At 33.2% G+C, this 24,045-nt stretch carries 28 protein-coding genes and 2 tRNA genes; 24 read left to right on the top strand and 6 right to left on the bottom strand.

Annotated elements, in window-relative coordinates; translation table 11 throughout:
* Positions 1-13 precede the first annotated feature (13 nt).
* From Q385_RS0101135 to ccsA, 13 genes are all read left to right on the top strand, one after another.
* The gene (locus Q385_RS0101135) at positions 14-805 is read left to right on the top strand and encodes a TIGR04219 family outer membrane beta-barrel protein (protein ID WP_028949899.1); all 792 of its coding nucleotides are present in this window, start codon (positions 14-16) and stop codon (positions 803-805) included.
* Between the two features lie 113 nt (positions 806-918).
* Positions 919-1,209 (top strand): hypothetical protein, encoded by a 291-nt coding sequence (locus Q385_RS0101130; RefSeq protein WP_028949898.1) that lies wholly within the window; start codon positions 919-921, stop codon positions 1,207-1,209.
* Positions 1,206-1,523 carry an ArsR/SmtB family transcription factor gene (locus Q385_RS0101125; protein ID WP_028949897.1) on the top strand — a complete coding sequence of 106 codons (318 nt, stop codon included), beginning with the start codon at positions 1,206-1,208 and terminating at the stop codon, positions 1,521-1,523. Before Q385_RS0101130 ends, Q385_RS0101125 begins: the two co-directional genes overlap by 4 nt.
* Positions 1,516-1,938 (top strand): arsenate reductase ArsC, encoded by a 423-nt coding sequence (locus Q385_RS0101120; RefSeq protein WP_028949896.1) that lies wholly within the window; start codon positions 1,516-1,518, stop codon positions 1,936-1,938. The genes Q385_RS0101125 and Q385_RS0101120 overlap by 8 nt, the downstream gene beginning before the upstream one ends.
* Before the next feature lie 6 nt (positions 1,939-1,944).
* Positions 1,945-3,243: an arsenic transporter gene (locus Q385_RS0101115; protein ID WP_028949895.1), complete on the top strand. Its 1,299-nt coding sequence runs from the start codon at positions 1,945-1,947 to the stop codon at positions 3,241-3,243.
* Between the two features lie 50 nt (positions 3,244-3,293).
* Complete coding sequence (locus Q385_RS0101110) at positions 3,294-4,175, top strand: Tim44 domain-containing protein (RefSeq protein ID WP_028949894.1); 882 nt, start codon at positions 3,294-3,296, stop codon at positions 4,173-4,175.
* Positions 4,176-4,203: 28 nt separating this feature from the next.
* Positions 4,204-5,490: a M16 family metallopeptidase gene (locus Q385_RS09200; protein ID WP_245596343.1), complete on the top strand. Its 1,287-nt coding sequence runs from the start codon at positions 4,204-4,206 to the stop codon at positions 5,488-5,490.
* A tRNA-Arg gene (locus Q385_RS0101100) sits at positions 5,473-5,546 on the top strand. The genes Q385_RS09200 and Q385_RS0101100 overlap by 18 nt, the downstream gene beginning before the upstream one ends.
* 20 nt (positions 5,547-5,566) lie before the next feature.
* A complete protein-coding gene (locus Q385_RS0101095) occupies positions 5,567-6,139 on the top strand; it encodes a DedA family protein (protein ID WP_028949892.1) in 573 nt (190 codons plus the stop codon).
* 101 nt (positions 6,140-6,240) lie between these two features.
* Positions 6,241-7,146: an aspartate carbamoyltransferase catalytic subunit gene (locus Q385_RS0101090; protein WP_028949891.1), complete on the top strand. Its 906-nt coding sequence runs from the start codon at positions 6,241-6,243 to the stop codon at positions 7,144-7,146.
* Between the two features lie 43 nt (positions 7,147-7,189).
* Positions 7,190-8,101, top strand: a complete 912-nt coding sequence (gene argF / locus Q385_RS0101085; protein ID WP_028949890.1) for an ornithine carbamoyltransferase — start codon at positions 7,190-7,192, stop codon at positions 8,099-8,101.
* A gap of 27 nt (positions 8,102-8,128) precedes the next feature.
* Complete coding sequence (gene gltA / locus Q385_RS0101080) at positions 8,129-9,580, top strand: NADPH-dependent glutamate synthase (protein WP_037919379.1); 1,452 nt, start codon at positions 8,129-8,131, stop codon at positions 9,578-9,580.
* Between the two features lie 126 nt (positions 9,581-9,706).
* Positions 9,707-10,507: a cytochrome c biogenesis protein CcsA gene (gene ccsA, locus Q385_RS0101075; protein WP_028949888.1), complete on the top strand. Its 801-nt coding sequence runs from the start codon at positions 9,707-9,709 to the stop codon at positions 10,505-10,507.
* On the opposite strand, the gene pyrE is transcribed toward ccsA, so the two are convergent.
* The 3 genes from pyrE to der are packed head-to-tail and all read right to left on the bottom strand — an operon-like array spanning position 10,497 to position 13,224.
* Positions 10,497-11,048 carry an orotate phosphoribosyltransferase gene (gene pyrE / locus Q385_RS0101070; RefSeq protein WP_028949887.1) on the bottom strand — a complete coding sequence of 184 codons (552 nt, stop codon included), beginning with the start codon at positions 11,046-11,048 and terminating at the stop codon, positions 10,497-10,499. The two genes, ccsA and pyrE, sit on opposite strands and share 11 nt — an antisense overlap.
* Before the next feature lies 1 nt (position 11,049).
* Positions 11,050-11,802, bottom strand: a complete 753-nt coding sequence (locus Q385_RS0101065; protein WP_028949886.1) for a nitrilase-related carbon-nitrogen hydrolase — start codon at positions 11,800-11,802, stop codon at positions 11,050-11,052.
* A gap of 45 nt (positions 11,803-11,847) precedes the next feature.
* Positions 11,848-13,224 (bottom strand): ribosome biogenesis GTPase Der, encoded by a 1,377-nt coding sequence (der, locus tag Q385_RS0101060; protein WP_281169356.1) that lies wholly within the window; start codon positions 13,222-13,224, stop codon positions 11,848-11,850.
* 99 nt (positions 13,225-13,323) lie between these two features.
* Between der and Q385_RS0101055 the strand changes: the two genes are divergently transcribed.
* From Q385_RS0101055 to Q385_RS0101015, 9 genes are all read left to right on the top strand, one after another.
* Positions 13,324-14,244, top strand: a complete 921-nt coding sequence (locus Q385_RS0101055; protein ID WP_028949884.1) for a histone deacetylase family protein — start codon at positions 13,324-13,326, stop codon at positions 14,242-14,244.
* Positions 14,245-15,717, top strand: a complete 1,473-nt coding sequence (locus Q385_RS0101050; RefSeq protein WP_028949883.1) for a UDP-N-acetylmuramoyl-L-alanyl-D-glutamate--2,6-diaminopimelate ligase — start codon at positions 14,245-14,247, stop codon at positions 15,715-15,717.
* A gap of 1 nt (position 15,718) precedes the next feature.
* Positions 15,719-16,129 carry an NUDIX domain-containing protein gene (locus Q385_RS0101045; protein WP_028949882.1) on the top strand — a complete coding sequence of 137 codons (411 nt, stop codon included), beginning with the start codon at positions 15,719-15,721 and terminating at the stop codon, positions 16,127-16,129.
* A gap of 68 nt (positions 16,130-16,197) precedes the next feature.
* The gene (trxA, locus tag Q385_RS0101040; RefSeq protein WP_028949881.1) at positions 16,198-17,007 is read left to right on the top strand and encodes a thioredoxin; all 810 of its coding nucleotides are present in this window, start codon (positions 16,198-16,200) and stop codon (positions 17,005-17,007) included.
* Entirely contained in the window at positions 17,007-17,612 is a 606-nt protein-coding gene (locus Q385_RS0101035) for a LolA family protein (RefSeq protein ID WP_028949880.1), read from the top strand. The genes trxA and Q385_RS0101035 overlap by 1 nt, the downstream gene beginning before the upstream one ends.
* A 10-nt stretch (positions 17,613-17,622) precedes the next feature.
* Entirely contained in the window at positions 17,623-18,063 is a 441-nt protein-coding gene (locus tag Q385_RS0101030) for a hypothetical protein (protein WP_028949879.1), read from the top strand.
* A gap of 4 nt (positions 18,064-18,067) precedes the next feature.
* Positions 18,068-18,661 (top strand): serine/threonine protein kinase, encoded by a 594-nt coding sequence (locus Q385_RS0101025; RefSeq protein WP_028949878.1) that lies wholly within the window; start codon positions 18,068-18,070, stop codon positions 18,659-18,661.
* 84 nt (positions 18,662-18,745) lie between these two features.
* Positions 18,746-19,543: a CRISPR-associated endoribonuclease Cas6 gene (gene cas6, locus Q385_RS0101020; RefSeq protein WP_028949877.1), complete on the top strand. Its 798-nt coding sequence runs from the start codon at positions 18,746-18,748 to the stop codon at positions 19,541-19,543.
* Positions 19,540-19,725 carry a hypothetical protein gene (locus tag Q385_RS0101015; RefSeq protein WP_028949876.1) on the top strand — a complete coding sequence of 62 codons (186 nt, stop codon included), beginning with the start codon at positions 19,540-19,542 and terminating at the stop codon, positions 19,723-19,725. The genes cas6 and Q385_RS0101015 overlap by 4 nt, the downstream gene beginning before the upstream one ends.
* Here the strand turns inward: Q385_RS0101015 and Q385_RS09280 are convergent.
* A complete protein-coding gene (locus tag Q385_RS09280) occupies positions 19,685-20,725 on the bottom strand; it encodes an IS110 family RNA-guided transposase (RefSeq protein ID WP_245596352.1) in 1,041 nt (346 codons plus the stop codon). The genes Q385_RS0101015 and Q385_RS09280 overlap by 41 nt on opposite strands.
* A 196-nt stretch (positions 20,726-20,921) precedes the next feature.
* On the opposite strand from Q385_RS09280, the gene Q385_RS09195 reads away from it, so the two are divergent.
* Together Q385_RS09195 and Q385_RS0100995 are read left to right on the top strand one after the other, a co-directional pair.
* Positions 20,922-21,131: an integrase core domain-containing protein gene (locus Q385_RS09195; protein ID WP_425427186.1), complete on the top strand. Its 210-nt coding sequence runs from the start codon at positions 20,922-20,924 to the stop codon at positions 21,129-21,131.
* Between the two features lie 95 nt (positions 21,132-21,226).
* Positions 21,227-21,299, top strand: a tRNA-Gly gene (locus tag Q385_RS0100995).
* A gap of 4 nt (positions 21,300-21,303) precedes the next feature.
* Here Q385_RS0100995 and Q385_RS0100990 read toward each other — a convergent pair.
* Positions 21,304-22,257 carry a biotin--[acetyl-CoA-carboxylase] ligase gene (locus Q385_RS0100990; RefSeq protein ID WP_028949875.1) on the bottom strand — a complete coding sequence of 318 codons (954 nt, stop codon included), beginning with the start codon at positions 22,255-22,257 and terminating at the stop codon, positions 21,304-21,306.
* Positions 22,257-24,032, bottom strand: coding sequence for a translation elongation factor 4 (gene lepA / locus Q385_RS0100985; protein WP_028949874.1), 1,776 nt, complete (start codon positions 24,030-24,032; stop codon positions 22,257-22,259). Before lepA ends, Q385_RS0100990 begins: the two co-directional genes overlap by 1 nt.
* Positions 24,033-24,045: the final 13 nt, after the last annotated feature.

The following is a 24,045-nucleotide window of genomic DNA, read 5'->3' as shown; positions in this document are numbered from 1 at the left end:
TGAAAGGGGGAAAATGAGAAAGTATTTAGTTGCTACTGGATTATTAGTTCCTTTTGTAGTGAATGCTATGGAGCTTGAATTTTCTGTTGGAGCTGTCCAGCAAAAACCAAGTGGTTATGTTTCTTACAAACCTATAACAGATACTGACAAAATAGACCTTAAAAACGATGCCCACATATCGGACAAAACAAAACCTTGGGTAAGATTGAAAGTAGAGCATCCTTTACCTTTACTCCCAAACGTAAAGCTCAGTTATATGCCCATGAAATTTGACGGAAATGGGACTCTAACAAGAGATATAAAGTGGGGTAATTATACTTTTCAAGCAAATGCTGATTACAACTTATCAGTTAAACTTGATAGACTTGATACAACTTTATACTTTAACGCTCCTTTAGTAAAAACATTAAGCAACGGTGTTTTAGACATTGAGCTTGGACTTAACATAAGGACTGTTTTCTTTGACGGAAAGTTAAACGGTACAGATAAAACCACAGGTCAAAAGGTTAGTGAAAGTAAATCTATCACTTTGCCAGTTCCTATGCTACACTTAGCCACAGAAATCAAACCTATACCTTACTTTTCAGCTGTTGGGTCTGTAAACTACATAAGTTATAACAAAGATACTTATTACGATTACACTGCTGGTGCGAGGTTGTATGCTGCAAATTTAATACCTATAGGAATTTTAAAACCATTTATTGAAGCTGGATATAGATACGAAAAACTAAAAATAGACGAAAAAGACGTTAAAACTGACATTAAGATAAAAGGCGGGTACGCTTTAGTTGGATTAGCTTTTTAACTATTATAAAAGCCACCTGATAAACAGGTGGTTTTTGTGAGTTTTATCATGATTTATATATAAAAATTTTTTTATACTTTTATACATAAAAAAATTTTGAGGTGAAGTTAGATATGGAAAAGAAAAAGCTAAAAGAAATTAGCCAAATAGTTGAAACAGAAGAAGGTATCAAAATCCAAGTTCAAGAAAATGTAAACATAGAAGATGTAAAAGAGATAGTGGATAATTGTAAAACGGGAAAGTGTGATTGTATGTCCCAAGAAATAAAAGCCAAGATTAGTTTTATGAATTTTAGAGTAGAAAATGGAAAGCCTGTGATAGAGATAAGGGGAGATGTAAAAGAAGAGGATATTAGTCAGGCTATGGAGAAATCTCAAAAATTTATAGAAGTAAAACAAAAATGACAGAAAAGGAGCTTCAGCTACTTTTTCATGCACTATCAGACCCTATAAGGCTAAAGATGGTTAAGATGGTTTTAAAACACGGAGAGTTATGTGTATGCAACTTTTTAGATTACTTTAACCTGTCTCAACCGAGAATATCATTTCACCTTAGGATTTTAAGAGAATCAAAGATTTTTAAAGCAAGAAAAGACGGAAGATGGGTTTACTACTCTTTAAATAAAGATAATGAAGGTTTAAATAGAGTTTTACCTCTTATAGATAAAGCTATAAGTGAAAATCTTGATAAAATCTCCTGTGAGGTAAAAGATGGTTAAGATAGCTTTTATTTGTACTGGAAACTCTGCAAGAAGTCAGATGGCAGAAGGATATGCCAAATTTTTTGCTAAAAAGTATGGAAAAAATATTGAATTTTACTCGGCAGGCTCTAACCCATCAGGATACATTCACCCAAAAGCTATTGAGGTAATGAAAGAAGAAGGTATAGATATATCTGACCAATATTCAAAACATATAGATGAAATACCTATAAATCAGATGGATTATGTGATTACGCTCTGTGGTGATGCTGCAGAAAGCTGTCCAGTTGTTCCTGGTGCAAACACTCAACATTGGGGTTTACCAGACCCAGCAAGAGTAATAGGACTAACTGAAGATGCAAAGTTAAACGCTTTTAGAAACGTTAGAGATGAAATAAAAAAACGTGTGGAACAGCTTATCAAAAACTTGTAAAAAAGGATGGAAAAAATAATAGCTTTATTAATTTTTATCTTAACTCTTTTTCTGGTAATAAAAAAGCCAAAAGGTATAGATATAGGTTGGAGTGCCACTTTTGGAGCTGCAGTTTCTCTCTTATTTGGAGTTGTGTCTATAGATGACGTTTATAAAGTAGTTGAGATAGTTTGGGATCCGACACTTGCGTTTATAGGTATCATCTTTATATCTTTAATTCTTGATAAAATCGGATTTTTTGAATGGGCTGCCCTTCATATAATAGATTTTTCTAAAGGAGATGGAGTAAAACTTTTTATATACTTAGTCCTTTTAGGTGCGGGAATATCAGCCTTTTTTGCCAATGACGGTGCAGCTTTAATCCTTACCCCTATTGTGTATCAAAAAATAAAACATCTTGGATTAAGTCAAAGGTATATGCTTCCTTATATTATGGGTAGTGGTTTTGTAGCAGATACAACAAGCCTTCCTCTGATTATATCTAACTTGGTAAATATCCTTACAGCTGACATCTTTAAGATAGGTTTTTTTGAGTATGCCTCTGTTATGGTGTTTGTTAACTTTTTTTCTTTGATTGCAACTATCGTTGTTCTTTACTTTTATTTTAGAAAAGACCTTTTAAAAAGAGTAGATTTAGAAGCTATTGAAGATAAACCACCAAAATACGCTATAAAAGATTGGTTTATCTTTAAGTTAAGCTGGTTTGTATTTTTAATACTGCTTATAGGATTTTTTGTAGGGGAGTATTATCACATTCCTGTTTCTATTATCATAGGTATAGGTGCTTTTATTCTTGGTGTAGCTACTTACAAAGAAGAAATAGTAGATATGAAATCTCTTGTTATTAAAGAAACTCCTTGGAAAATAGTTGTTTTTTCTATAGGTATGTATGTAGTTGTTTACGGTTTGAAAAATACAGGATTTACTGATTTTATCACTTACTTAATAAAACAATCAACATTAATATCTTTAGATTTAGGTATTATAGCAACCGGATTTTTAGCAGCATTTTTATCTTCAATTATGAATAACTTACCTTCTGTGATGGTAGTAAACCTGTCTATATTAGATACTGGATTTGATTTACCAACTATGAAGTATTTGGCTTATGCAAACGTTATAGGCTGTGATTTAGGACCAAAAATGACTCCTATTGGTTCTCTGGCAACTTTACTATGGCTTTACGTCTTAAATCAAAAAGGTATACATATCTCGTGGGGATACTACTTTAAAGTCGGTATTGTCTTAACACTTCCTACTCTTCTTTTTACACTCATCGGGCTTATTCTTACAAGGTTGATATAAATACAAGTTGTATATATAATAATCTTTAAGATTAAGTTGGAGGCTTTAGTATGAAAAAGTTTTTGGCTATTTTATCAGTAATAGCTTTAACAATGCTATTAATAGATGATTCATTTGCAAGAGCAGGAAAAGGCTCTTCATCAGGTTTTAGGTCTTATAAATCATACCAGTTTAACAAACCAAGTAAAGAGACAAACCAACCTTCTTACTATCAACAAAGACAAAATACACAAAATCCTGCATATCAGCAACCTCAACCTAAACCATCTTTCTTCTCAAATCCTATCTTTAAATGGTTAATTGGTGGAATGATATTTGGAGCTCTACTTTCTTTACTGATGGGACATGGTCTTCAGTTTGGAATGCCGGGACTACTTGAGATATTACTTATCATCGGTATTGTGTACTTAATGTTTAAAGTTTTTTTAAAGAAAAGAGAAGAAGAGCCAGCCTACGCTACACCTACAAACGCTAATATACAAAACCTATCTGATTATTACAGTGATTCTACTTTATCAACAGCTTCTTACATAAATGAAGAGCTTATACTAAACCTTGCTAAAAATGCGTTTATAGATATCCAAAAGGCGTGGAGTGAAGGAAATCTATCATCAGTTAGAAATTTTTTAACAGATAGAATGTACGTTTATCTAAACTCTCAGCTGCAAGACTTAAAATCAAAAGGTTTGAGAAACATAGTGGAAGATGTAAAAATTTTAAACGCAGAGATAGTCCACGTTGAAGAAGAAGGGGATAATAAAGTAGCAATATTAGAAATTGAAGCACAGGCAAAAGATTATACAGTTGACAGTAATGGAAACGTTGTAGAAGGAGATAAAGATAATCCAGTGGTATTCAAAGAGTACTGGGCGTTTGTAGGTAAAGCTTTAAACTGGAAACTTGACGACATAAGACAGGTTCAAGATGTATAAAAAAATACTAATTATATGGAGTTTATTAATGGCGTTAGCTATAGCAAAAGCAGAAAGTAAAGAAAAAATTACTATTAAAAAGTTAAAAAACGGTGTGTCTGTAATAATCAAAGAAAGAAAAGACACTCAAGCAGTGGCAGTTCAAGTTTGGTTTGGTGTAGGGTCTGTTTACGAAAAAGACAACGAAAGAGGTCTGTCCCACTTTTTAGAGCATATGTTATTTAACGGTACAAAGTACACAAAACCGGGAGAGATAGAGTTTGAGGTAGAGAAAAAAGGTGGAAGTATAAACGCAGCTACAAGCTTTGATTTTACCTACTACCACATAGAAATTGGAAATCTCTTCTGGAAAGACGCTTTAAAGTATCTTTACTACATGACAACCCAGCCATCTTTATCTGATGAAATGATTGCAAAAGAAAAACCAATCGTTTTAGAAGAGCTAAATAGACATTTAGATAATCCTAAGAGCTACCTTTGGGATACTTACTACAAACTTGCCTATAAAAAGACAAATTACAAACATCCAGTTATTGGGTACAGAGAAACCATCGAAAACTATACTCCTGAATTAGTAAGAAACTACTTTTACTCCCACTATACCTCTTCAAACACTACTGTTGTTGTCGTAGGTAATGTTAACGCCGAAGAAGTTTTAAAAGAGATAAACAATACCTTTTCAACTGTAAAAGGGCAGTACTACAAACCACCGAAAGTAGATTTAGAAGACCCTCAAACAGAGGTTAGAAGAGAAGACATTTACAAACCTCAGATAACAAGGGCTTATGTGGCAATAGGTTGGCAAGCTCCATCTATAAGAGATAAAATCTCTCCTGCTTTAACTGTACTTGAAGAGATACTGTTAAACGGAAAAAGTTCTGTAATGTATCAAGAGTTAAAAGAAAAAGGTTATGTCCAGTCTATAATGGGTGGATACATGGCTCACGTTGGAACAAGTCAGTTTTTATTTTACTTTGTTGCTGACCCAGACAAAGTAGAAACAGCAAAAGCTAAAATTTTTGAAATAATAAAAAACTATCAAGAAAACGGTATTCCAGAAGAAGTTATTGAAAATGCTAAAAAGAGAATAATAAATAGAGAAGTTTTTTCAAGGGAAGAAGTTGAAAACGATGCAGAGTCAGCTGGATACGCTATTACAACAACAGGAGACATAAAGTACGACTTAGAGTTTATACAAAGAATTAAAAAAGTTAGAAAAGAAGATATAGAGAACTATCTTAAAACCTTAAAAGATAATAACTACACAGAAGTAAGATTACTGCCAGAAAAAAACAGTGTCCCTGTAGCTCAGTAGGACAGAGCACTGGATTCCTAATCCGGAGGTCGGCGGTTCAAGTCCGCCCAGGGACACTATTATGGAGAATTTATTAATGGTTGAAAACTTAGAAAGCTTTCTGTCTTCTTACGGTTATTTTGCTGTTTTTTTGGGAACGTTTATAGAAGGAGAGCTGTTTTTATTAGTGGCTGGATTTTTTATTAAACACGGTTTTTTACAGCCTTTGCCAACCTTTATATTTTCGATTTTTGGAGCTCTAACCCACGAGCTTATCTACTTTTTCTTAGGAAGATGGAAAGGAAGGCATATTCTACTTGGAAATAAATACACTAAAAAAAGGTACAGAAAAGCTAAGAAATTGGTAGAAAAGTATGGAATATACTCTTTATTTATAATAAGATTTTTGTATGGAATGAGAGTTGTTCCAATGATGCTTATGGGTGCAACTGGGTTTAACGTTTATAAGTTTCTTTTTTTTAATATTTTATCGTTGATACTCTGGGCTTCAATATTCTTGACAATTGGCTATCTACTGGGACATACAGCTACAGCAATTTTTGGAGACTTAAAGCATTATTACTTTATATTTGGATTATCTATTGTTGTCATTGGATTAATCTTTTACTTTTTATACTTAACTATAACAAGGTTAAAGAAAATTTACTAAATTGTAAAGTGTCCTATATGTTAAAATTTTACATAGCAGTTTTAAATAAGGAAGATATAAAACCGTTAAATGATAAATATTCTAAGTAGTGAGGTTTAATAATGAAAGACCTTTACTCTGTAAACCAACTTGAAAAAAAAGACATTCAAAAAATTTTTCAATTAGCAAAGGATTACAAAAGTAGATTTTTAAAAGGAGAAAAGAAGTTTAACGATTTAAGAGGATATTCCGTTTTACTTGTGTTTTTCGAAAATTCTACAAGAACCAGAACTTCCTTTGAACTTGCCGGAAAAATATTGGGAGCTGATACTATAAACATATCAGCATCTTCAAGCTCTGTAAAAAAAGGAGAGACTCTTTATGATACGGTAAAAACTTTAGAAGCGTTGAACTCTGACTTTATAGTAATAAGACACTATATGTCAGGAGCTGCAAAAATAGTAGCAGACAGTGTAAAAAGTCATGTTATAAATGCCGGTGATGGGACAAATGAACATCCTACTCAGGGATTATTAGATGCATTCACTGTTTTAGAAAAAAAAGGAAGTCTAGAAGGTCTTAAAATAGCCATTGTAGGAGATATACAACACAGTAGAGTTGCAAGGTCTGACGTAAAACTGTTTAAGAAGTTAGGGTCAGAAATTACGTTATGTGCTCCTATGACAATGCTACCAAGGCACTACGAAGCCTTAGGAGCAGATTACATTACAACAGATATTAAAGAAGCAGTAAAAGATAAAGATGTTGTTATATTTCTTAGAATACAGTTAGAAAGACAAGATAAACCTTTTTTCTCTACACTTAGAGAATACTCTATAAAGTATGGATTAAATCAGGAACTGCTAAAAATTATGAAGCCAGATGCTGTTATAATGCACCCTGGACCTGTTAACAGAGGAGTCGAAATTCAAAGTGAGCTTGTATACTCAGATAGAAGTTTAATCCTAAATCAAGTAGAAAATGGCCTTTTTATAAGAATGGCGGTATATAAATATCTTTTAAGTTGACTTCAAAATAAAACAATGTTATATTTTTTATGGAGGTTTTAAAATGGCAAGGAGTTTTATTTCTTTTACAGACCTTAATAAAGAAGAGGTTTTGAACATTATAGAGTATGCAAAAAAGTTAAAAAAAGATAAATTTTTAGACCAATCTTTAAAAGGTAAATCTATAGGTCTTATTTTTATGAAACAGTCAACAAGGACAAGACTTTCTTTTGAAGTTGGCGTTTATCAGATGGGTGGTCAACCTGTTTATATATCTGGTTCATCTACACAGCTGGCAAGGGGTGAAGATATAAAAGATACAGCAAGAGTGATGGCAAGATACTTAGATGGTATAGTAATAAGAACTTTTTCTCATCAAGAAGTTGAAGATTTGGCAAAGTACGGCAATATTCCAGTTATAAATGCATTAACAGACTATCAACATCCTTGTCAAGTTTTAGCAGATTTAATGACGATAACAGAGGTCTTCGGAACATTAGCAGGTAAGAAGATTGCTTACGTAGGAGATGGAAACAATATGGCAAATACTCTTTTACTTGCGTGTGCTGTGATGGGAATGGATATTTCAGTTGCAACACCACCAAATTATGAACCAAACTCAAAAGCGGTCTTAGAAGCTGTAATTATTGCTCAAAAAACAGGTTCAAAAATAGAGTTGACCAACGACCCCAAAAAAGCAGTTTTAGATGCAGATGTAATCTACACTGACGTATGGGTCAGTATGGGTCAAGAAGGAGAAAAAGAAAAGAAAAAAGCGTTTGAAGGTTTTACTGTAAATAAAGATTTAGTTGTACTGGCAAAACCAGACGCAGTTGTAATGCACTGTCTTCCTGCTCACAAAGGAGAAGAAATATCAGAAGATGTTTTTGAACGCTATGCAGATGTTATATTTAACCAAGCTGAAAACAGATTACACGTTCAAAAATCTTTAATGAGTCTTTTATTTAAAAAATAGACTTTAAAAAATAGACGGAGGTTTTGAATGGAAAAGAAAAAAATCGTTTACCGAAGACACGATAGAAATCCTATTCCATTATTACCGCCAGAAATAAGAAAAAATACATTTAAAGAGTACTCTTTAGGTTTGGGGCATACAGCTGCAAAAGATGAAGCAAATAGATGTATACTCTGTAAAAAGCCTCCTTGCCAAGAGCATCAAGGTAAGTATGGTTGTCCTGTTTATGGTGATATAAATCTGTGGATAGAGCAGATTCAGAATAACAACCTTATTGAAGCAATGAGAATCCTCAGGGCAAAGAACCCATTCCCATCAGTATGTGGAAGGGTTTGTCCTCAAGATAGACTTTGTGAAAGTACATGCGTTCTTACATTTAAAGACAATGGTCAGGCTGTAAATATAGGTGGATTAGAAAGGTTTGTAGGAGATTCTATCAGAATGTCCGGAATACAGTGGAAAGACCCTCAAGACCCACCAACTGGTAAAAAAGTTGCAGTAGTTGGGGCTGGACCTGCTGGATTATCAGCTGCTTACTTCTTAGCTAAGAAAGGTCATTCAGTAGTAGTGTTTGAGGCTTTGCCATTTACCGGCGGTGTAATGAGATACGGTATTCCTACAGCAAGGTTAGATAGAGAGGTTTTAGACTGGGAGATTTCATTGATAGAAAAATTAGGAGTTGAAATAAAAACAGGAATAAAAGTTGGAAAAGATATATCTTTAAATGATTTAAGGAAACAATTTGATGCGGTGTTTATAGGTGTTGGTAGTGGAAGAGGGAAAAAGATGGGTATTCCAGGGGAAGATTTAAAAGGGGTGTACACAGCAATATCTTTCTTAATGAAGGCAAATGTTGACAATGTAGATGATATGCTTGCTCCAGAAGTAGATATAGAGCTTCCAAGAAATAAAAAAGTTGCCGTTATCGGTGGTGGATTTACAGCTGCTGACTGTATGTACACATCAATAAGACTTGGTAATGAAACTCACTTAGTATACAGAAGAACGAGAGATACATCTTCTGCAAGGCAGGAAGAATGGGATCACTTAGCTGAAGAAGGAGCGATTTTACGTTGGTTAACACAACCTATAGAAGTTATAGGAAATGAAAAAGGAGAAGTGGTAGGTTTAAAGTGTATAAAAATGGAGCTTGTTCCAGATGAAAAAGGTGGAAGACCAAAACCCGTGGAAGTTCCCGGTTCAGAACATATAATTGAGTGTGATGCAGTTGTTATGGCTGTAGGTCAAGGAGATAACCCTCTTGCCTACAAAGATGTAGAAGGATTAAATATAGACAAATGGAATAATCTATCTACAGTAGATAAAAAGTTTAGAACAAACGTTGAAGGCATATTTGCAGGTGGAGATGTTGTAAACGGCGGAGATACTGTAGTAGTAGCTGTAAGACATGGTAGAGATGCAGCAGAAAGTATTCATGAATATTTAATGACTAACGAATGGAAATACGGAGAAGAGTAATAATCTATAGCTCCCTGGTTGAACAGGGAGTGTTCTCTATAATAAAATTCTGACATTAGCCATTAACTTATATCATATTTTCGTGTAAAATAATCCTTAAAAGATACTTTTTGGAGATTCTGTAAGATGAGCAAACTTTTTTTACTCATGCCTATACTGTTTTACTTTTTATCATCGGTTAGTTTTTGGATATACTTGTTTACAAAAAACAGTAAAGTTCAAAAGTTTGGACATTCCTTTTTTGGACTGGGTTTTACTTTTCAGCTTCTTCTTTTTGTTTTAAATACTCTAAATAATAAAGCTCTTCCTTTACATTCTTTGGAAGAGATTTTAGTTTTTCTTGGACTGATTCTTGCTGCTATCTTTTATGGATTTTCTTTTTTTTATAGAAAACAACTTATAGAGTTTGGTTCTTTAATAGCTCCGTTTGTAATGTTTTTACTAGCTTTTTCTATACCTTTATCACAAGGCACTCAAAACATTTACAATAACTTTTGGTTTTATCTTCATGTTGGGTCTTTAATTCTTGCATATGGTTTAATTGTATTTTCATCTATTGCTGCAATTATATACATTTTTACAGATAGAGATTTAAAAAGAAAGAAAGTGAACTCATTTTTTGTTGTTAAGTTTTCTTCTTCTTTGTCCTTGGTTCAAAATTTGGAGTATAAATCTACAATTTTAGCGTTTATCTTTTTGAGTATAGGTTTAATAGCCTCTTCTCTATGGAGTGCTATTTACGTAGGTAAACATTGGATATGGGATATTAAGCAGGTTCTTTTATTTATTCTGTGGATTTTTTACGGTTTTATTCTTCATGCAAGACTTATAAAACATATAAAAGGAAGGAAAGGGTCTTATCTGACCCTTATAGGAAGTTTATTTGCATTTATCGTTTTTTGGCTTGTAGGACACCCTACTTTTTAAGAAAATGTGAAACTTTAAAAATAGGTATAAGCTCAAATCCTTCTTTTTTTAGATTCTCTTCTCCACCTTCTTCTCTATCAACTATAGCTATTACTCCCAGTACGTTTAAACCAAACTCTTTTGCTACTTTACATGCTTTCAAAGAAGACCCTGCTGTAGTTACAACATCTTCTAATATATAAACATTTTCTCCCGGTTTTACGTTTCCTTCTATCTGTTTTCCTGTTCCGTGTCCTTTAGGCTCTTTCCTTACAACAAAGGGCTTTATAGGGTCATTATTAAGATACGATACAAGGGAAGTGGCATAGGCTATCGGGTCAGCTCCGAGGGTTAGACCTCCTACTGCGTCTGGTTTTTTATCTTTAACCATCTGGTAAACAAGGTTTCCAATTACGTATCCACCTTCTGGGTCTAAGGTTATAGTCCTTAGATCAAGGTAGTAGTTGCTCATTTTTCCAGAAGATAGCTTAAATATTGGTTCATCTGCTACTTTTAAAGCTCTTTCTTTGATTAACTCTTCTAATCTTTTTTTGTAATCCATCTTACAGCTCCATTTTTATTTTATTTCTAACTTTATAAACTTCATCTAAGTCAATGTCTGTCCAAACAACTCCTTCATCGTTTCTCTCTATATCAAGTATATCGCCCCAAGGTGAGTATATACCCGAGTGTCCAGCATACTCTATCTCTCCTATCTTTCCAACTGTATTGCTAACAATAACAAAAGATTGAGTTTCAATCGCCCTTGCCCTGGACAAGATTTTTAGATGTTCTACTCTTTCTTTTCCCCACTGAGCTGGTACAAGAATTATCTCTACATCTTTTTTTCTTAAATGGTAAGCTATATTTGGAAATCTAAGCTCAAAACATATCATAAATCCAAGGTTTCCAGCAGAGCTTTCTGTAATGTCTATATGTATATTTTTTCCCGCTTTAAAGTATTTGTGCTCGTTTGTAGGTGTAAACAGTTTTACTTTAGGTCTTTTTGCCGTTATCTCTCCGTTATCTATTACAAATCCCATGTTGTATATTTCATTTTTTTTCCTTTCAGGAACTGTCCCAGCTATAACTAACTTTTTTTCTTTTGATATTTCTTGAAGCTCTCTGTATATTTTTGGAGTTTTTTTAGCGTGTTCTATGAGATTATCGTTGTCAAAACCACAGCTAAACATCTCAGGAAGTAGTACTAACGAATCTGATTTTATTTTTCTGGAGCTAAGTATATCGCATACTTTTTTCATATTAGAATCTACGTTTCCCAATTCTAAGTTTAGCTGTAAAGCGTATACTAACAACTTTTAACTCCTAGGATTTTTAAGAGTGTATATTTTACCATAGTATCAATCTGATTTTTCTTCTTTACCTTTAAATAACAGTTTTATCGGTGAGTTTTCTAATCCTAAAAGTTTTCTTAAGTTGTTTTCTAAAAATTTTACGTAATTTTCTTTAAAGCCTTCTGCTTTGTTTACAAATAGCAAAAACGCAGGTGGTTTTCCTTCTAACTGTGTTGCATAGTATATCTTTAATGGTTTTCCTTGGTATGAAGGTGGTTGTCTTAATGAAGTAATCTGTTTCAATGCTCTGTTGAGCTGACCTGTACCAATTCTTTTCCATACTTGGTTATAAACGTTGACAATCTGTTTTAAAAATTCTTCTATACCAGTTCTTTTAGATGCAGATGTTAAAACTATCGGTGCATAGTCAATAAAGTAGAGTTTTTCTTTAACGTGTTTTATAACCTTCTCTAAATCTTTTTCTTTTACCATATCTATTTTGTTTATCACTATAACAGCTGGTTTATATTTTCTTTGTATTAATCCGGCAATTTTTTGGTCTTGTTCTGTAGCTCCTGCAGTAGCATCTATTACAAGTACTACTACATCTGCTTTTTCTATAGCCTCTATAGACCTTCCAACTGAGAAAAACTCTACTCCATACTCTACTTTAGACCTTTTTCTTATTCCTGCTGTATCTAAAAATAGAAACTTTTGACCATCTTTTTCAAAAAGAGTGTCAACCGTGTCTCTCGTTGTTCCGGGAATGTCAGATACTAAAACTCTTTCCTCGTTAAGTATTGCGTTTAAAAGAGAAGATTTTCCAGCGTTTGGTTTTCCTACAATTGCTACTTTTATGTAATCCTTTTCTTCTTCCTCTTCTTCGTACTCTATCTCTTTTTCATAGTCTGGAATGTACTGGTATATCTTATCTAAAAGGTCTGCTATGCCTAACTTTTGTATAGTTGAAATAGGAATTACATCTTGAAAACCAAGTTCGTAAAACTCGTAAGCAAGCTTTTCTTTTTCTGGGTCATCTATCTTGTTTACAGCTACTATAACAGGTTTTTCTGTTCTGTGAAGAAGTGTTGCAATCTCTTTATCTAACGGTGTTAAACCGGCTTTTCCATCAACTACAAAAACCAGAAGGTCTGCCTCTTGAAGTTCTTTTTCAACTTGCTTTCTTATGTAAGGTGCAAATTTGTCTTCATCTGAAGTTATATAACCACCTGTATCTACTACTTCAAACCTTGTGCCTCTCCACTCTGTTGTTGATATTATCCTATCTCTTGTAACGCCCGGTATATCTTCAACTATTGCCTTTCTTTTACCTATTAACCTGTTAAAAAGGGAAGATTTTCCTACATTAGGTCTTCCTACTATTGCAACTCTGAACATTTTTTTACTCCTTAGATGTTTTGGATTATATTTATAATTATCTATTTTAACAGAATGTTGATATAAAATAGTTTAAAATAAAGTTTTAGCAAGGTGGCTTTAAAAACGAAGTAGGAGTGTAAAATCTTTAAAAGGGGAAGTAGAATGAGAAAAGTGGGCTACATTTACGATGATATTTACTTAAAACACGATACAGGTATAGGTCATCCAGAATCACCTCAAAGATTGATTTACATTAATAAGTATATTGAGCCACTTAAAGATAGACTTATTCACATAAGCCCAAGAAGATCAACTGCAAAGGAGATAACCCTTATACATGATACTTACTATCCTCAGGAGATTATGGATTTTTGCTCTGCGGGAGGAGGCTACTTAGACCCTGACACTCACGTAGGAATACATTCTTACGATGCTGCTGTAATGGCTGTAGGTGCAGGACTGGAGGCTGTAGATAAAATATTAACAAAAGAGGTAGAAAGGGTTTTTTGTGCAGTCAGACCCCCAGGACACCACTCAGAAAAAGATAAAGCTATGGGATTTTGCATTTTTAACAATATAGCAATCACAGCAAGGTATGCACAAAGCAAAGGTCTTAAAAAAGTCTTTATAATAGACTTTGACGCCCACCACGGAAATGGAACTCAAAAAGCTTTTTACGATGACGATACAGTTTTTTACTTTTCAACTCATGAATATCCATTCTATCCAGGAACAGGCTCAAAAGATGAAAAAGGCATAGGAAAAGGCTATGGATACACTTATAACGTCCCACTACCAGCAGGAACTGGAGATGATGTATATATACAGGTTTACAGAGAAGTACTACCACCTTTGGTAGAATCTTTTAACCCTGATATAATACTTGTATCAGCTGGATATGACTTACACGAAGATGACCCTCTTACGTACTTAGAAGTAAGCACAGAAGGCATAGGAAAAATCGTAGAAAGTATATTAAAGCTAAAAGATGTACCCTACATATTTATGTTAGAAGGTGGATACAACTTAGACGCCTTAGGAGAAAGTGTAAAGCTTACAATAGAAAAGATGTTAGAGGTTTAGATGAAGAAGCTGCAAGATTTACTAACAGATGAAAAAGTTATAAACTTTGGAGAAAGTCAAGTTATAAAAGGTTTGGCTAATAACAGCGACAAAGTAGAAAAAGATTACGCCTTTTTTGCTATCAAAGGAAGCTCTACAGACGGACACAACTTTATAGAATCTGCTATTAGCAAAGGTGCTAACACTATTTTTATTCAAGATACTTCATTAACAGATAAACTTAAAAGAGACTATCCTCACATTAATATAGTATTTTCAGAAAATACAAGAAAAAGTCTTGCTACAGCTTCAAATAAATTTTATGATGAACCTTCAAAGTATTTAAAAGTTATAGGAATTACAGGGACAAACGGAAAGACCACTGTCTCTAACCTTCTTGCCCAGTATTACGAAAAAGCAGGATACAAAGTAGGAGTAATAGGAACGATAAACTACCGTATAGGAGATGAGATTATATCTTCTGGACATACAACACCAGACCCAGTCCAATGGTTTAAAACTCTTAATCTTATGAAAGAAAAAGGTTGTGATGTGGTAGTTGCAGAGGTATCATCTCACGCAGCTGACCAATTAAGAGTCTACTCAACTATATTCTACGGAGGTATTTTTACAAACCTTACTCAAGACCATTTAGACTACCACAGAACTATGGAAAACTACTTTTTAGCAAAAAGAGAGTTTTTCAACCAGATACAGCTTTTCAACGACAAACCCATAGGCAGTATAAATATAGATGACCCTTATGGAAAAAGAATATACAACGATTTTAAAGAAAAGATAGACTTTATAACCTATGGGTTTGAAGGAGAGTTTAAGATAAAAGACTATAAACTGTCTATCTTTGAAACTTTGTTTAACGTAGAGTATAGAGGAAAAAACATAACCTTTAAAACAAAACTAAGAGGACTTTTTAATGTATTTAACCTATCAGCTTCTATATCTTTTCTTATAAAAGATGGATTTGATATGGACTTTTTGCAAAGTACAACCTTAGATTTAAATCCAATAAAAGGCAGGTTTGAGGTTGTAGAAGGGAAAGATTTTATAATTGTGATAGATTATGCCCACACACCAGATGCCCTTGAAAACATTTTAAAATCTTTAAACCAGATAAAACAAAACAAAATAATCACTGTTTTTGGAGCTGGAGGAAACAGAGACAGAACTAAAAGACCTCTTATGGGAAAAGTTGCAGAAGATTTATCAGATGTAGTAATAATTACGTCAGACAACCCAAGATTTGAAGACCCAAATCAGATAATAAACGACATATTAGAAGGAATAACTCAAAAGTCTAAAGTCCAAGTAGAGCCAGATAGAAAAAAAGCTATAAAGTATGCTATAAAAATGGCTCAAAAAGGAGATATAGTCCTAATAGCTGGAAAAGGACACGAAAACTATCAGATAATTAAAGACCAAGTTATACCATTTGACGATAAAGAAGTAGCTATACAAATACTGAAGGAGCTATAATATGGCAATAAAAACACCTTACGTAGCAGTTGACGGAATTATTAAAGTTTTTGATGAAAAAGAAAACTTTAAAGGAATAGTTCTAATAGAGAGAAAAAATCCACCTTACGGTTTAGCTTTACCAGGAGGATTTGTAGATATAGGAGAAAGTGTTGAAGATGCTCTAATCAGAGAGATGAAGGAAGAAACAAACTTAGACGTTGAAATATTAAAACTGTTTAACGTGTATTCAAAACCTGACAGAGACCCAAGATTCCACACTGTTTCTATAGTTTTTGTATGTAAAGCCTACGGGCAACCCATAGGTAAAGATGACGCAAAGAAAGCTGAAGTATACAGATTAGAAGAGATACCTTTTGATAAACTTGTTTTTGACCACGGAAAGATAGTTAGAGACTTTTTAAACAGTTGAACATAACTTTAAAATGGTTATAATAAATTATATAAGTAAATCTTTGTAAAGTTTGGAGGTAGGTAAGAATGATTATAGATGTTAACTCTGATAACTTTTCAGAAGTATTAGAAAAATCATATGAAAATCTTGTAGTTGTAGACTTTTGGGCACCTTGGTGTGGACCTTGTAGAGCTTTAAAACCTATCCTTGAAAAACTCTCAAAAGAGTTTGGATTTATCCTTGCAAAAGTAAACACAGACGAGAACCCTGACATAGCCCAGGAGTTTGGCGTTCACGGTATTCCAGATGTAAGAATAATAAAAGATGGGAAAGTAGTTGATAAATTTGTAGGAGCTCTACCCGAAAGCCAAGTTAGAAACATAATCAGTAAATATATAAAATCCCAAGCAGACAAAATAATAGAAGAAGCAAGTATGATGATACTATCAGGAAACAGAGAAGGAGCTTACCAGCTTTTCAAAGAAGCTGTAGAAAAGTACCCAGAAAATAAAAAACTTATAATAGAAGCTTCTAAGTTTATGATAAAAACTAACCATCTTGAAGAAGCTGAAAAACTTTTAAACTCAATAAAAGAGTACGATAAAGAGTACTTTACACAAGCACAAGCATTAAAAGAGTTTATCCAGCTCAAAAAAGAGTGTGAAAACAAAGAGGTAAACACGGAGTTAGAAAAACTATATGCTCAAGCTTCTTGCTACGCGGTAGAAGAAAATTACGAAGAAGCTCTAAAATTATTCTTAGAGATAGTAAAACAAGACAGAAAGTTTAAAGATGACGGAGCAAGAAAAGCGATGGTTTCTATCTTTACACTCCTTGGAGAGTCCCATCCACTTACAAAAGAGTATAGGAAAAAACTTGCAATGTGGTTATACTAATGAAGTATCTATCTATAATCCTTCTTTTATTTAACCTGTCCTTTGGACAGGATTTTTTATCTGAATTTCAAAAAAAACTAAACGAGATAAAAGGCTTTGAGTCTGAATTCACCCAAAAAACCTATCAAGCAGGCTTTAAAAATCCAGACGTATTTACAGGAGAAGTAAAAGCTTCAAAACCACTGACTATAAAATTAGATTACACAAAACCATATAAGCAAATCATTTTTATGACAAAAGAGAAAATAATTCTCTACAACCTACAAGAAAACCAAGCTGTAATAACATCACCACAAAACAGCCTACTTATAACAGATGTGATAAGCATATTCGTTGACAACAAACCAATAAACAAAGTTTTTAGCGTAAAATCTCATCAAGAGAATAAAAATTCTGTAATATTAGACCTAATACCTAAAAATAGCAACGACGTTAAATCACTTGAGCTTACAATAGAAAAAAATACTTTAAAACTGCAAAAAATATCTGCTATAGACTCAGATGGAAATAAGATAGAGTTAGAGTTTAAATATTTTAAATATCTCAGCACTCCAATAACTATAGACTTTAAACTGCCAAAAAATGTAGAAGTAATCAAACAGTAAGAGGACGTTTATGTTGAAAAAAATTACTTTAACAATAATCTTTCTTTTGTTAGCATTAACTTTTGTCTTCTTAGTAAAAGGAGATACAAAGTATGCTATCACATTTGGCTTTATAGATTTGACAGTGATAGTCTTTTCAATTTTAGTTTGGTTTAACGATAAATATTACAACGAGCAGATATCAGAGAGAGTTGTATCATTTCCTAAAAAAGAGATGATAAAAGATATACTACAAAAGCAAGCAAATATGCTTAGATTTGATAAGCTTGAAGAACTTCCAGACGGATACAAAGTTTATAAAGGAAAACAGCTTGTTATTGATGCAGTCTTTGAAAAAGATGAAAATGGGAGCATTTTACAGATAGATGGAAAGTATGTGGTGAAGCTTAGAGCTCCTGAATACGTTTTACATAACATCGATAACGAAATTTGGAGTCATATAGGTAAATAAAAAATTGTTAAAATTCTCCGATATAAAACCTAAAATAGAAAATCTAACAAAAATCGGTGAAGGTTGGAGAGCTGTAGTTTACAGAGGTAATTTTGAAGGTCAGGACTTAGCATTTAAAGTTGCATCTGAAGACATACACAAACATCCTATCCAAAAAGAAGGGATAATACTACAGCAAGTAAACAAGCACGGTATAGGATCTGTATATAAGTTTTCAGGAGAAGACTTTATAGCCTACCAGTACATAGATGGAAAGCCTCTTAACGAAGTTCTGAATAAAGATAACTACAAACACTTAATAACTCAACTCTTAGACCAAGGGTTTATTTTAGACACCTTAAAGATAGACAAAGGAGAGATGCACCGACCATATACAAACGTCCTTGTTGATAAAAATCAAAAACTTTATCTTATAGACTTTGAAAGAGCTACAAAATCCTTAAAACCAAAAAATGTGTTGAATATAGTCCAGTTTATTAGTAGAGGATTAAAAAATAAAGAAGAGTTAATAAGACTGCTGAAGATTTATAAATCCCAGCAATCCCAAGAAAACTTTGAAAAGTTAAAGAGTTATGTATTAGCAGTATTATTACCTTGATTTTCAACTATTATTAAGTCCAACTTGTCAGAAAATCCAAAAATTATTGTTATAATATACTAAAGCTCTTTTTGGGGGAAATTTGTGAGAATAAAAATAATGTTAGAAGCTCCGATGATTCCATTTTTATACAGACATAGAATACTTTCTCTAATCAAAGAAGCTCTTAAAAATTCAGACAAAGAGTATAAAGATTTTCTGTATGAAAACAAAATAACAAAACCTTTTACGTTTAACTTAGTCCCACCACCAAATAAAGAAATCAAAGAAGCTGAAATTCAGATAGATAACAACTTTACAGTTAAAGACTACTTTTTTTATTCTAAAGATTCATATTTTAGCTTGTTTATATCTTCTGCTGATTACAGATTTGTTATAACGCTATTTAACGGACTAAAAAAACTAAAAAATTTTGACTTTAGCTCTCATGAAAATATGCTGGTAAACGGAGAAAGAGTCATTCTTAAGATAAAAAGAGTTGACGTTTTAAACGAAAAGCCCATAAGAAGTGATACTGTAATTTTTAAAGCAAACGCTCCTATTATTGTAGAAGACAAAAACGACAACCCAGTCCTCTTTTCAGACAAAAATTTTGAAAAAGAATTAAACCAGATAACCGATAGAATACTTTCATCTCCTCACATAAAAGGAAAAGGTCTTGAAAAACCCTTAAAATTTGAACCGATAAAAATGAGTAAACAGGTTGTTAAACACACACTTAAATCTTTTAGAGAAAAAACAGGAAAGCCTGTAATGTATTTAACAGGAAACACAGGAATTTTTAAACTTTCAGGTCATCCAAAAGATTTAGAGCTCTTGTATAAGATAGGTATAGGAAACAGAACAGGTCAAGGTTTTGGAATGGTGGAGGTTTTGGAATGAAATATGTATTAACAGGAAGCTTTCAGTATGATTTGGGTATATACGGTCTAAAAAAGATTTTAGATTTTTTTGAAGAAGAATATGAAACAGATGGAGAATATTATATTAAAGTAAACAAAAAGCCTGAAGAAATACTAGAGCTTATAATACTAAAGCTTGTATATCAGAAAACACCCGTTTAGACAGCATAGCAAATACGACACGAACAAGCTTATTAACAACAGCAATCATAGCTTTCTTCCTACTTTTAAACTGCTCATACTTCCTCCTGTAATACTCCTTAAACACATCATTCCACATAACAACACCAGTAGCCATCTGATAAAGAATATTCCTCAAATGAGGATTACCCTGTTTAGATATACTCATTCTAACTTTCCACCTACCAGACTGCTTAACAACAGGGTCAGTCCCAGCATAACTAATAAGCTTCTTAGCATTTTCAAACCTACTTATACTTTCAATCTCAGAAATAAAACTACACGCAAGCTTTTCAGAAACACCAGCTATAGAAGAAACAATCTCTACATCTTCACAAAAAAAATCCTTCATCAAATCAACAAAAACATCCTCAAGCTCTTTAACCTGCTTTTCAAGGAACAAAAGTCTTTCAATATCAACCTTAAGAGAAACCTTCAAAGCAACAATATTAACACCAACAGAGTTTTTAGCCAAATTAATAACATCCTCTGCAGATATAGATACCTTTCTACCTATAGAAGAATAGAAGAACTTTTCAACATCCATAACATCAGCCTTAGCGATAACATAAGCAGAAGGGAAAGAGAACAGAAGATTCAAGACAGCCTTAGAGAAAACATTAACATGGTTATCAAGCTCAGGGAACAACACATCAAGAGCATGAATAATTTGAGTTTTAGTTTTAGCAATTTCCTGAGAGATAGATTCAATCTTACGAGCAATAAGCTTAAGATAATCAGAGATAGAATAAGGTTTAATATTTTTAGACTCATACTTAGCAAACAGAGCGATAAGGAAAGCATCTTTAGTATCAGATTTAGAAGGATTATTAGGGGATTTAAACTTAATGAAATTAAAGACAGTTTTAGGATTAGCGATGTAGACAGGGATATTATGAGAGACGAGGAAAGAAGAGAGAGGGATGTGATAACGGGAAGAAGATTCGATAAGGACAACAGGGTTATTAAGAGAGGATACAATTTTAAGGAGAGAATTAAAACCATCTTTAGAGACAGAGTGTATAAGTTCATATAGACAGTGAACACCTACCTCTGTAAAATAAATTTACTAAACAGGAGGTAGGTAAAATGAAAGGCATTATAGGAACGCCAATGTATATAACAAAACTCTTTCCAAAAAAACTATCAAACAAAAGTAATAAAAATCAGGAAAGAAAATCCCACATGGAGTAAAGAGAAAATATCAGCATACCTACAAGCAAAGAAAAAAGACAATAGAAGAGGAATTATGGTTAATAGAGAAAATGGAATATACGATAGATGAGATGAATAGAAGATTAAGTAGTTATGTGGAAAAATACAATTTTATAAGACCGCACTACTCTTTAGGATATAAAACTCCTGCAGACATGCTTAATAAAATGTGATAAAATTTTTTAGGTGTGGGTGTTCATGATGTATAGAACTTATACAAAGACTTGATTTTTCCCAGAAAATTGTATATAATATATATTCCGAATATGCGAGAGTAGCTCAGTTGGTAGAGCGATTCCTTGCCAAGGAATAGGTCGCGGGTTCGAGTCCCGTCTCTCGCTCTCTTTATCCCCTTAAACTCAAATCCCCAACATAAATAACTTCTTCACCTTCTTTAGTAGAGAGAATTAAAGATCCATCACTGTTTAAACCTTTTAGAACCCCCGCCGCAACTACCTTACCATCTTCGTAAATAGAAACATTTTCCCCAAGCCACAGAAGATTTTTTTCTATTTCTTTAACGTCTAAGTATTTGTCTTTTATAAATTTTAAGTAATCTTTTTCTAAGTTTGAAAGTATCTTAAGAAAAATTTCTTTTCTAGAAAATTCTTTACCTTCTTCTATCTTCAAAGATGTGGCTATCTGATTTATATCTTCAGGAAAGTCTTGTAAATCTTGATTAATATTAATACCTACTCCTACTATAAGTTTTGTAAGAATGTTGTTTTCTATGGAGCTCTCTATCAAAAAGCCTGCTAACTTTTTACTGTTTAGATACAAGTCATTAGGCCACTTTATTTTTAAATCTGAATTTATAAAAGATTTTAAAGTTTTAAAAATACTGTAAGGAAAAAGTAGTGAAAACTTTGATAAATGAATAACTTCAATCTCAGGTTTTAAAACAATTGAAAAGTAAAGACCTTTATATTTTGAACTTATCCAGCTTCTTCCTTTTCTTCCTTTCCCTTGGGTTTGATACTCTGCAAATATAACAGACCCATCTGGAAGGTCTTTTGATTTTGCATAAGTGTTAGTTGAGTTTATCTCTTCAAAGTAATAATAACTTTTTCCTAAAAATTTTGTGTTTAAATCTGGCAAAATTTCTGCAGATAGTGGTTTATCTGGAGATTTTTCTATTTTATAACCATCTTTATCTGTAAGTATTTCATAACCTAATGATTTTAGCTTGTTTATCTTTTTCCAAACTGCTACCCTTGAAGTGCCAAAGTGTTTAGCTATCTCTTCACCCGATATTTTTCTACTTTTTAAAAGTTTAACTAACTCTATTTCATCTATCATCAGTCTGCCTTAAGTATGCTTAAAAATGCTTCTTGAGGAAGCTCCACTTTACCAAACTGTTTCATTCTCTTTTTACCTTCTTTCTGCTTTTCAAGGAGTTTTTTCTTTCTTGTAATATCTCCACCATAACACTTTGCCAAAACGTCTCTTCTTAGGGGTGCAACTCTTGCAGATGCTATTACCTTTGAGCCTATCGCAGCCTGTATTTTTACTTCAAAAAGTTGTCTTGGAATAACTTCTTTCATCTTATCAACAAGGTTTCTACCTACTCTGTAAGCTTTGTCTTTATGGACAATGAAAGATAGAGCGTCAACAGGCTCATCGTTGATAAGAATATCCATTTTGACAAGGTCTCCTTCTCTGTATCCTATAAACTCGTAATCAAAAGATGCGTATCCTTTCGTTGCAGTTTTTAACTTATCGTGAAAGTCAAAAAGAACTTCTCCAAGAGGTATCTCGTACCTAAGTAAAACTGTTTTTGGGTCTATATACTCAAAACTTTTTTGAATACCTCTTTTTTCTTGAACAAGTTGCATTATTGCTCCCACATACTCAGAAGGAGTAATAATACTTGCTTCTATGTATGGCTCTAATATTTTGTCAATATAGGTAGGAGGAGGAAGCTGAGATGGGTTTCTTACTTCTATCTCTTCTCCTTTTGTTGTGATGACTTTGTATATAACGTTTGGAGCTGTTGTGATTAGCTCTATGTTATATTCTCTTTCTAACCTTTCTTGAACTATCTCAAGGTGAAGCAGTCCTAAAAATCCACATCTAAAGCCCATTCCAAGAGCAGGAGATGACTCTACTTCGTAAGTTAACGCTGCATCATTTATAGAGTATCTTTCTAAAGCATCTCTCATATCTTCAAAGGTTGTTGACCCTGTTGGGTAAAGTCCAGCATATACCATCGGTTTTGCAGGTCTAAATCCTTCAACAGGCTTATCTGTTGGTCTTTTTGCATCTGTAATAGTATCTCCAACTCTAATATCTCTAACATCTTTTATCGCAGCTGCTACATATCCAACATCTCCAGCTTGGAGAGAGTCTAACTTTGTCATCTTAGGAGTTTGAGCTCCTACTTCCGTAACTTCAAACTCTTTTCCTGTTGACATAAGCCTTATTCTCATTCCAGGTTTTATCTGACCGTCAATAACTCTGATAAAGGCAACAGCTCCTCTGTAAGGGTCATAGTAAGAGTCAAATATTAAAGCTTTAAGAGGTTTGTTTTCATCTCCTTTTGGTGGGGGAATCCTCTTTACGATAGCTTCTAATATATCTTCTACACCTATACCAGCTTTCCCAGATGCAAGTATAGCACCTTCTGGGTCAAGTCCTAAAACCTCTTCTATCTGTTTTTTTATTCTTTCTACATCAGCAGAAGGAAGGTCTATTTTATTTATAACAGGAATAATCTCAAGGTTTAGATTTAAAGCTTGCCAAAAGGTTGCGATAGTTTGAGCTTCTATTCCTTGAGTTGCATCAATTAAAAGGAGAGCTCCTTCACAGGCAGCTAAAGAACGAGATACTTCATAGCCAAAATCAACGTGTCCTGGCGTATCTATAAGATGAAGAGTATAATCCTTATACTTAAGCCTTACAGCTTGAAGTTTTATAGTAATACCTCTTTCTCTTTCTATATCAAGTGTGTCTAAAAGTTGGTCTTTCATCTCTCTTTTATCAACTCCACCTGTAAACTCTATAAGTCTATCTGCCAATGTAGATTTTCCGTGGTCAACATGGGCTATTATAGAAAAGTTTCTGATTTTCTCCATTCTTTCACTCAAG

The sequence above is a fragment of the Sulfurihydrogenibium subterraneum DSM 15120 genome (assembly GCF_000619805.1).
Taxonomy (GTDB): domain Bacteria; phylum Aquificota; class Aquificia; order Aquificales; family Hydrogenothermaceae; genus Sulfurihydrogenibium; species Sulfurihydrogenibium subterraneum.
Note: the sequence above shows the minus strand (reverse complement) of the source record. Positions and strands in the feature narration are given on the sequence as shown.

Excerpts from the sequence above, each read along its gene's own strand:
- Q385_RS0101030 (WP_028949879.1), top strand. The coding sequence starts at position 17,623 with ATGTTGAAAAAAATTACTTTAACAATAATCTTTCTTTTGTTAGCATTA.
- Q385_RS0101015 (WP_028949876.1), top strand. The coding sequence starts at position 19,540 with ATGAAATATGTATTAACAGGAAGCTTTCAGTATGATTTGGGTATATAC.
- argF (WP_028949890.1), top strand. The coding sequence starts at position 7,190 with ATGGCAAGGAGTTTTATTTCTTTTACAGACCTTAATAAAGAAGAGGTT.
- Q385_RS0101035 (WP_028949880.1), top strand. The coding sequence starts at position 17,007 with ATGAAGTATCTATCTATAATCCTTCTTTTATTTAACCTGTCCTTTGGA.
- gltA (WP_037919379.1), top strand. The coding sequence starts at position 8,129 with ATGGAAAAGAAAAAAATCGTTTACCGAAGACACGATAGAAATCCTATT.
- lepA (WP_028949874.1), bottom strand. The coding sequence starts at position 24,032 with ATGGAGAAAATCAGAAACTTTTCTATAATAGCCCATGTTGACCACGGA.
- Q385_RS0101055 (WP_028949884.1), top strand. The coding sequence starts at position 13,324 with ATGAGAAAAGTGGGCTACATTTACGATGATATTTACTTAAAACACGAT.
- Q385_RS0101095 (WP_028949892.1), top strand. The coding sequence starts at position 5,567 with ATGGTTGAAAACTTAGAAAGCTTTCTGTCTTCTTACGGTTATTTTGCT.
- Q385_RS0101045 (WP_028949882.1), top strand. The coding sequence starts at position 15,719 with ATGGCAATAAAAACACCTTACGTAGCAGTTGACGGAATTATTAAAGTT.
- Q385_RS0101110 (WP_028949894.1), top strand. The coding sequence starts at position 3,294 with ATGAAAAAGTTTTTGGCTATTTTATCAGTAATAGCTTTAACAATGCTA.
- Q385_RS0101130 (WP_028949898.1), top strand. The coding sequence starts at position 919 with ATGGAAAAGAAAAAGCTAAAAGAAATTAGCCAAATAGTTGAAACAGAA.
- Q385_RS0100990 (WP_028949875.1), bottom strand. The coding sequence starts at position 22,257 with ATGATAGATGAAATAGAGTTAGTTAAACTTTTAAAAAGTAGAAAAATA.
- Q385_RS0101115 (WP_028949895.1), top strand. The coding sequence starts at position 1,945 with ATGGAAAAAATAATAGCTTTATTAATTTTTATCTTAACTCTTTTTCTG.
- pyrE (WP_028949887.1), bottom strand. The coding sequence starts at position 11,048 with ATGGATTACAAAAAAAGATTAGAAGAGTTAATCAAAGAAAGAGCTTTA.
- Q385_RS0101135 (WP_028949899.1), top strand. The coding sequence starts at position 14 with ATGAGAAAGTATTTAGTTGCTACTGGATTATTAGTTCCTTTTGTAGTG.
- Q385_RS0101050 (WP_028949883.1), top strand. The coding sequence starts at position 14,245 with ATGAAGAAGCTGCAAGATTTACTAACAGATGAAAAAGTTATAAACTTT.
- Q385_RS0101090 (WP_028949891.1), top strand. The coding sequence starts at position 6,241 with ATGAAAGACCTTTACTCTGTAAACCAACTTGAAAAAAAAGACATTCAA.
- Q385_RS0101125 (WP_028949897.1), top strand. The coding sequence starts at position 1,206 with ATGACAGAAAAGGAGCTTCAGCTACTTTTTCATGCACTATCAGACCCT.
- trxA (WP_028949881.1), top strand. The coding sequence starts at position 16,198 with ATGATTATAGATGTTAACTCTGATAACTTTTCAGAAGTATTAGAAAAA.
- Q385_RS09200 (WP_245596343.1), top strand. The coding sequence starts at position 4,204 with ATGGCGTTAGCTATAGCAAAAGCAGAAAGTAAAGAAAAAATTACTATT.
- ccsA (WP_028949888.1), top strand. The coding sequence starts at position 9,707 with ATGAGCAAACTTTTTTTACTCATGCCTATACTGTTTTACTTTTTATCA.
- Q385_RS0101120 (WP_028949896.1), top strand. The coding sequence starts at position 1,516 with ATGGTTAAGATAGCTTTTATTTGTACTGGAAACTCTGCAAGAAGTCAG.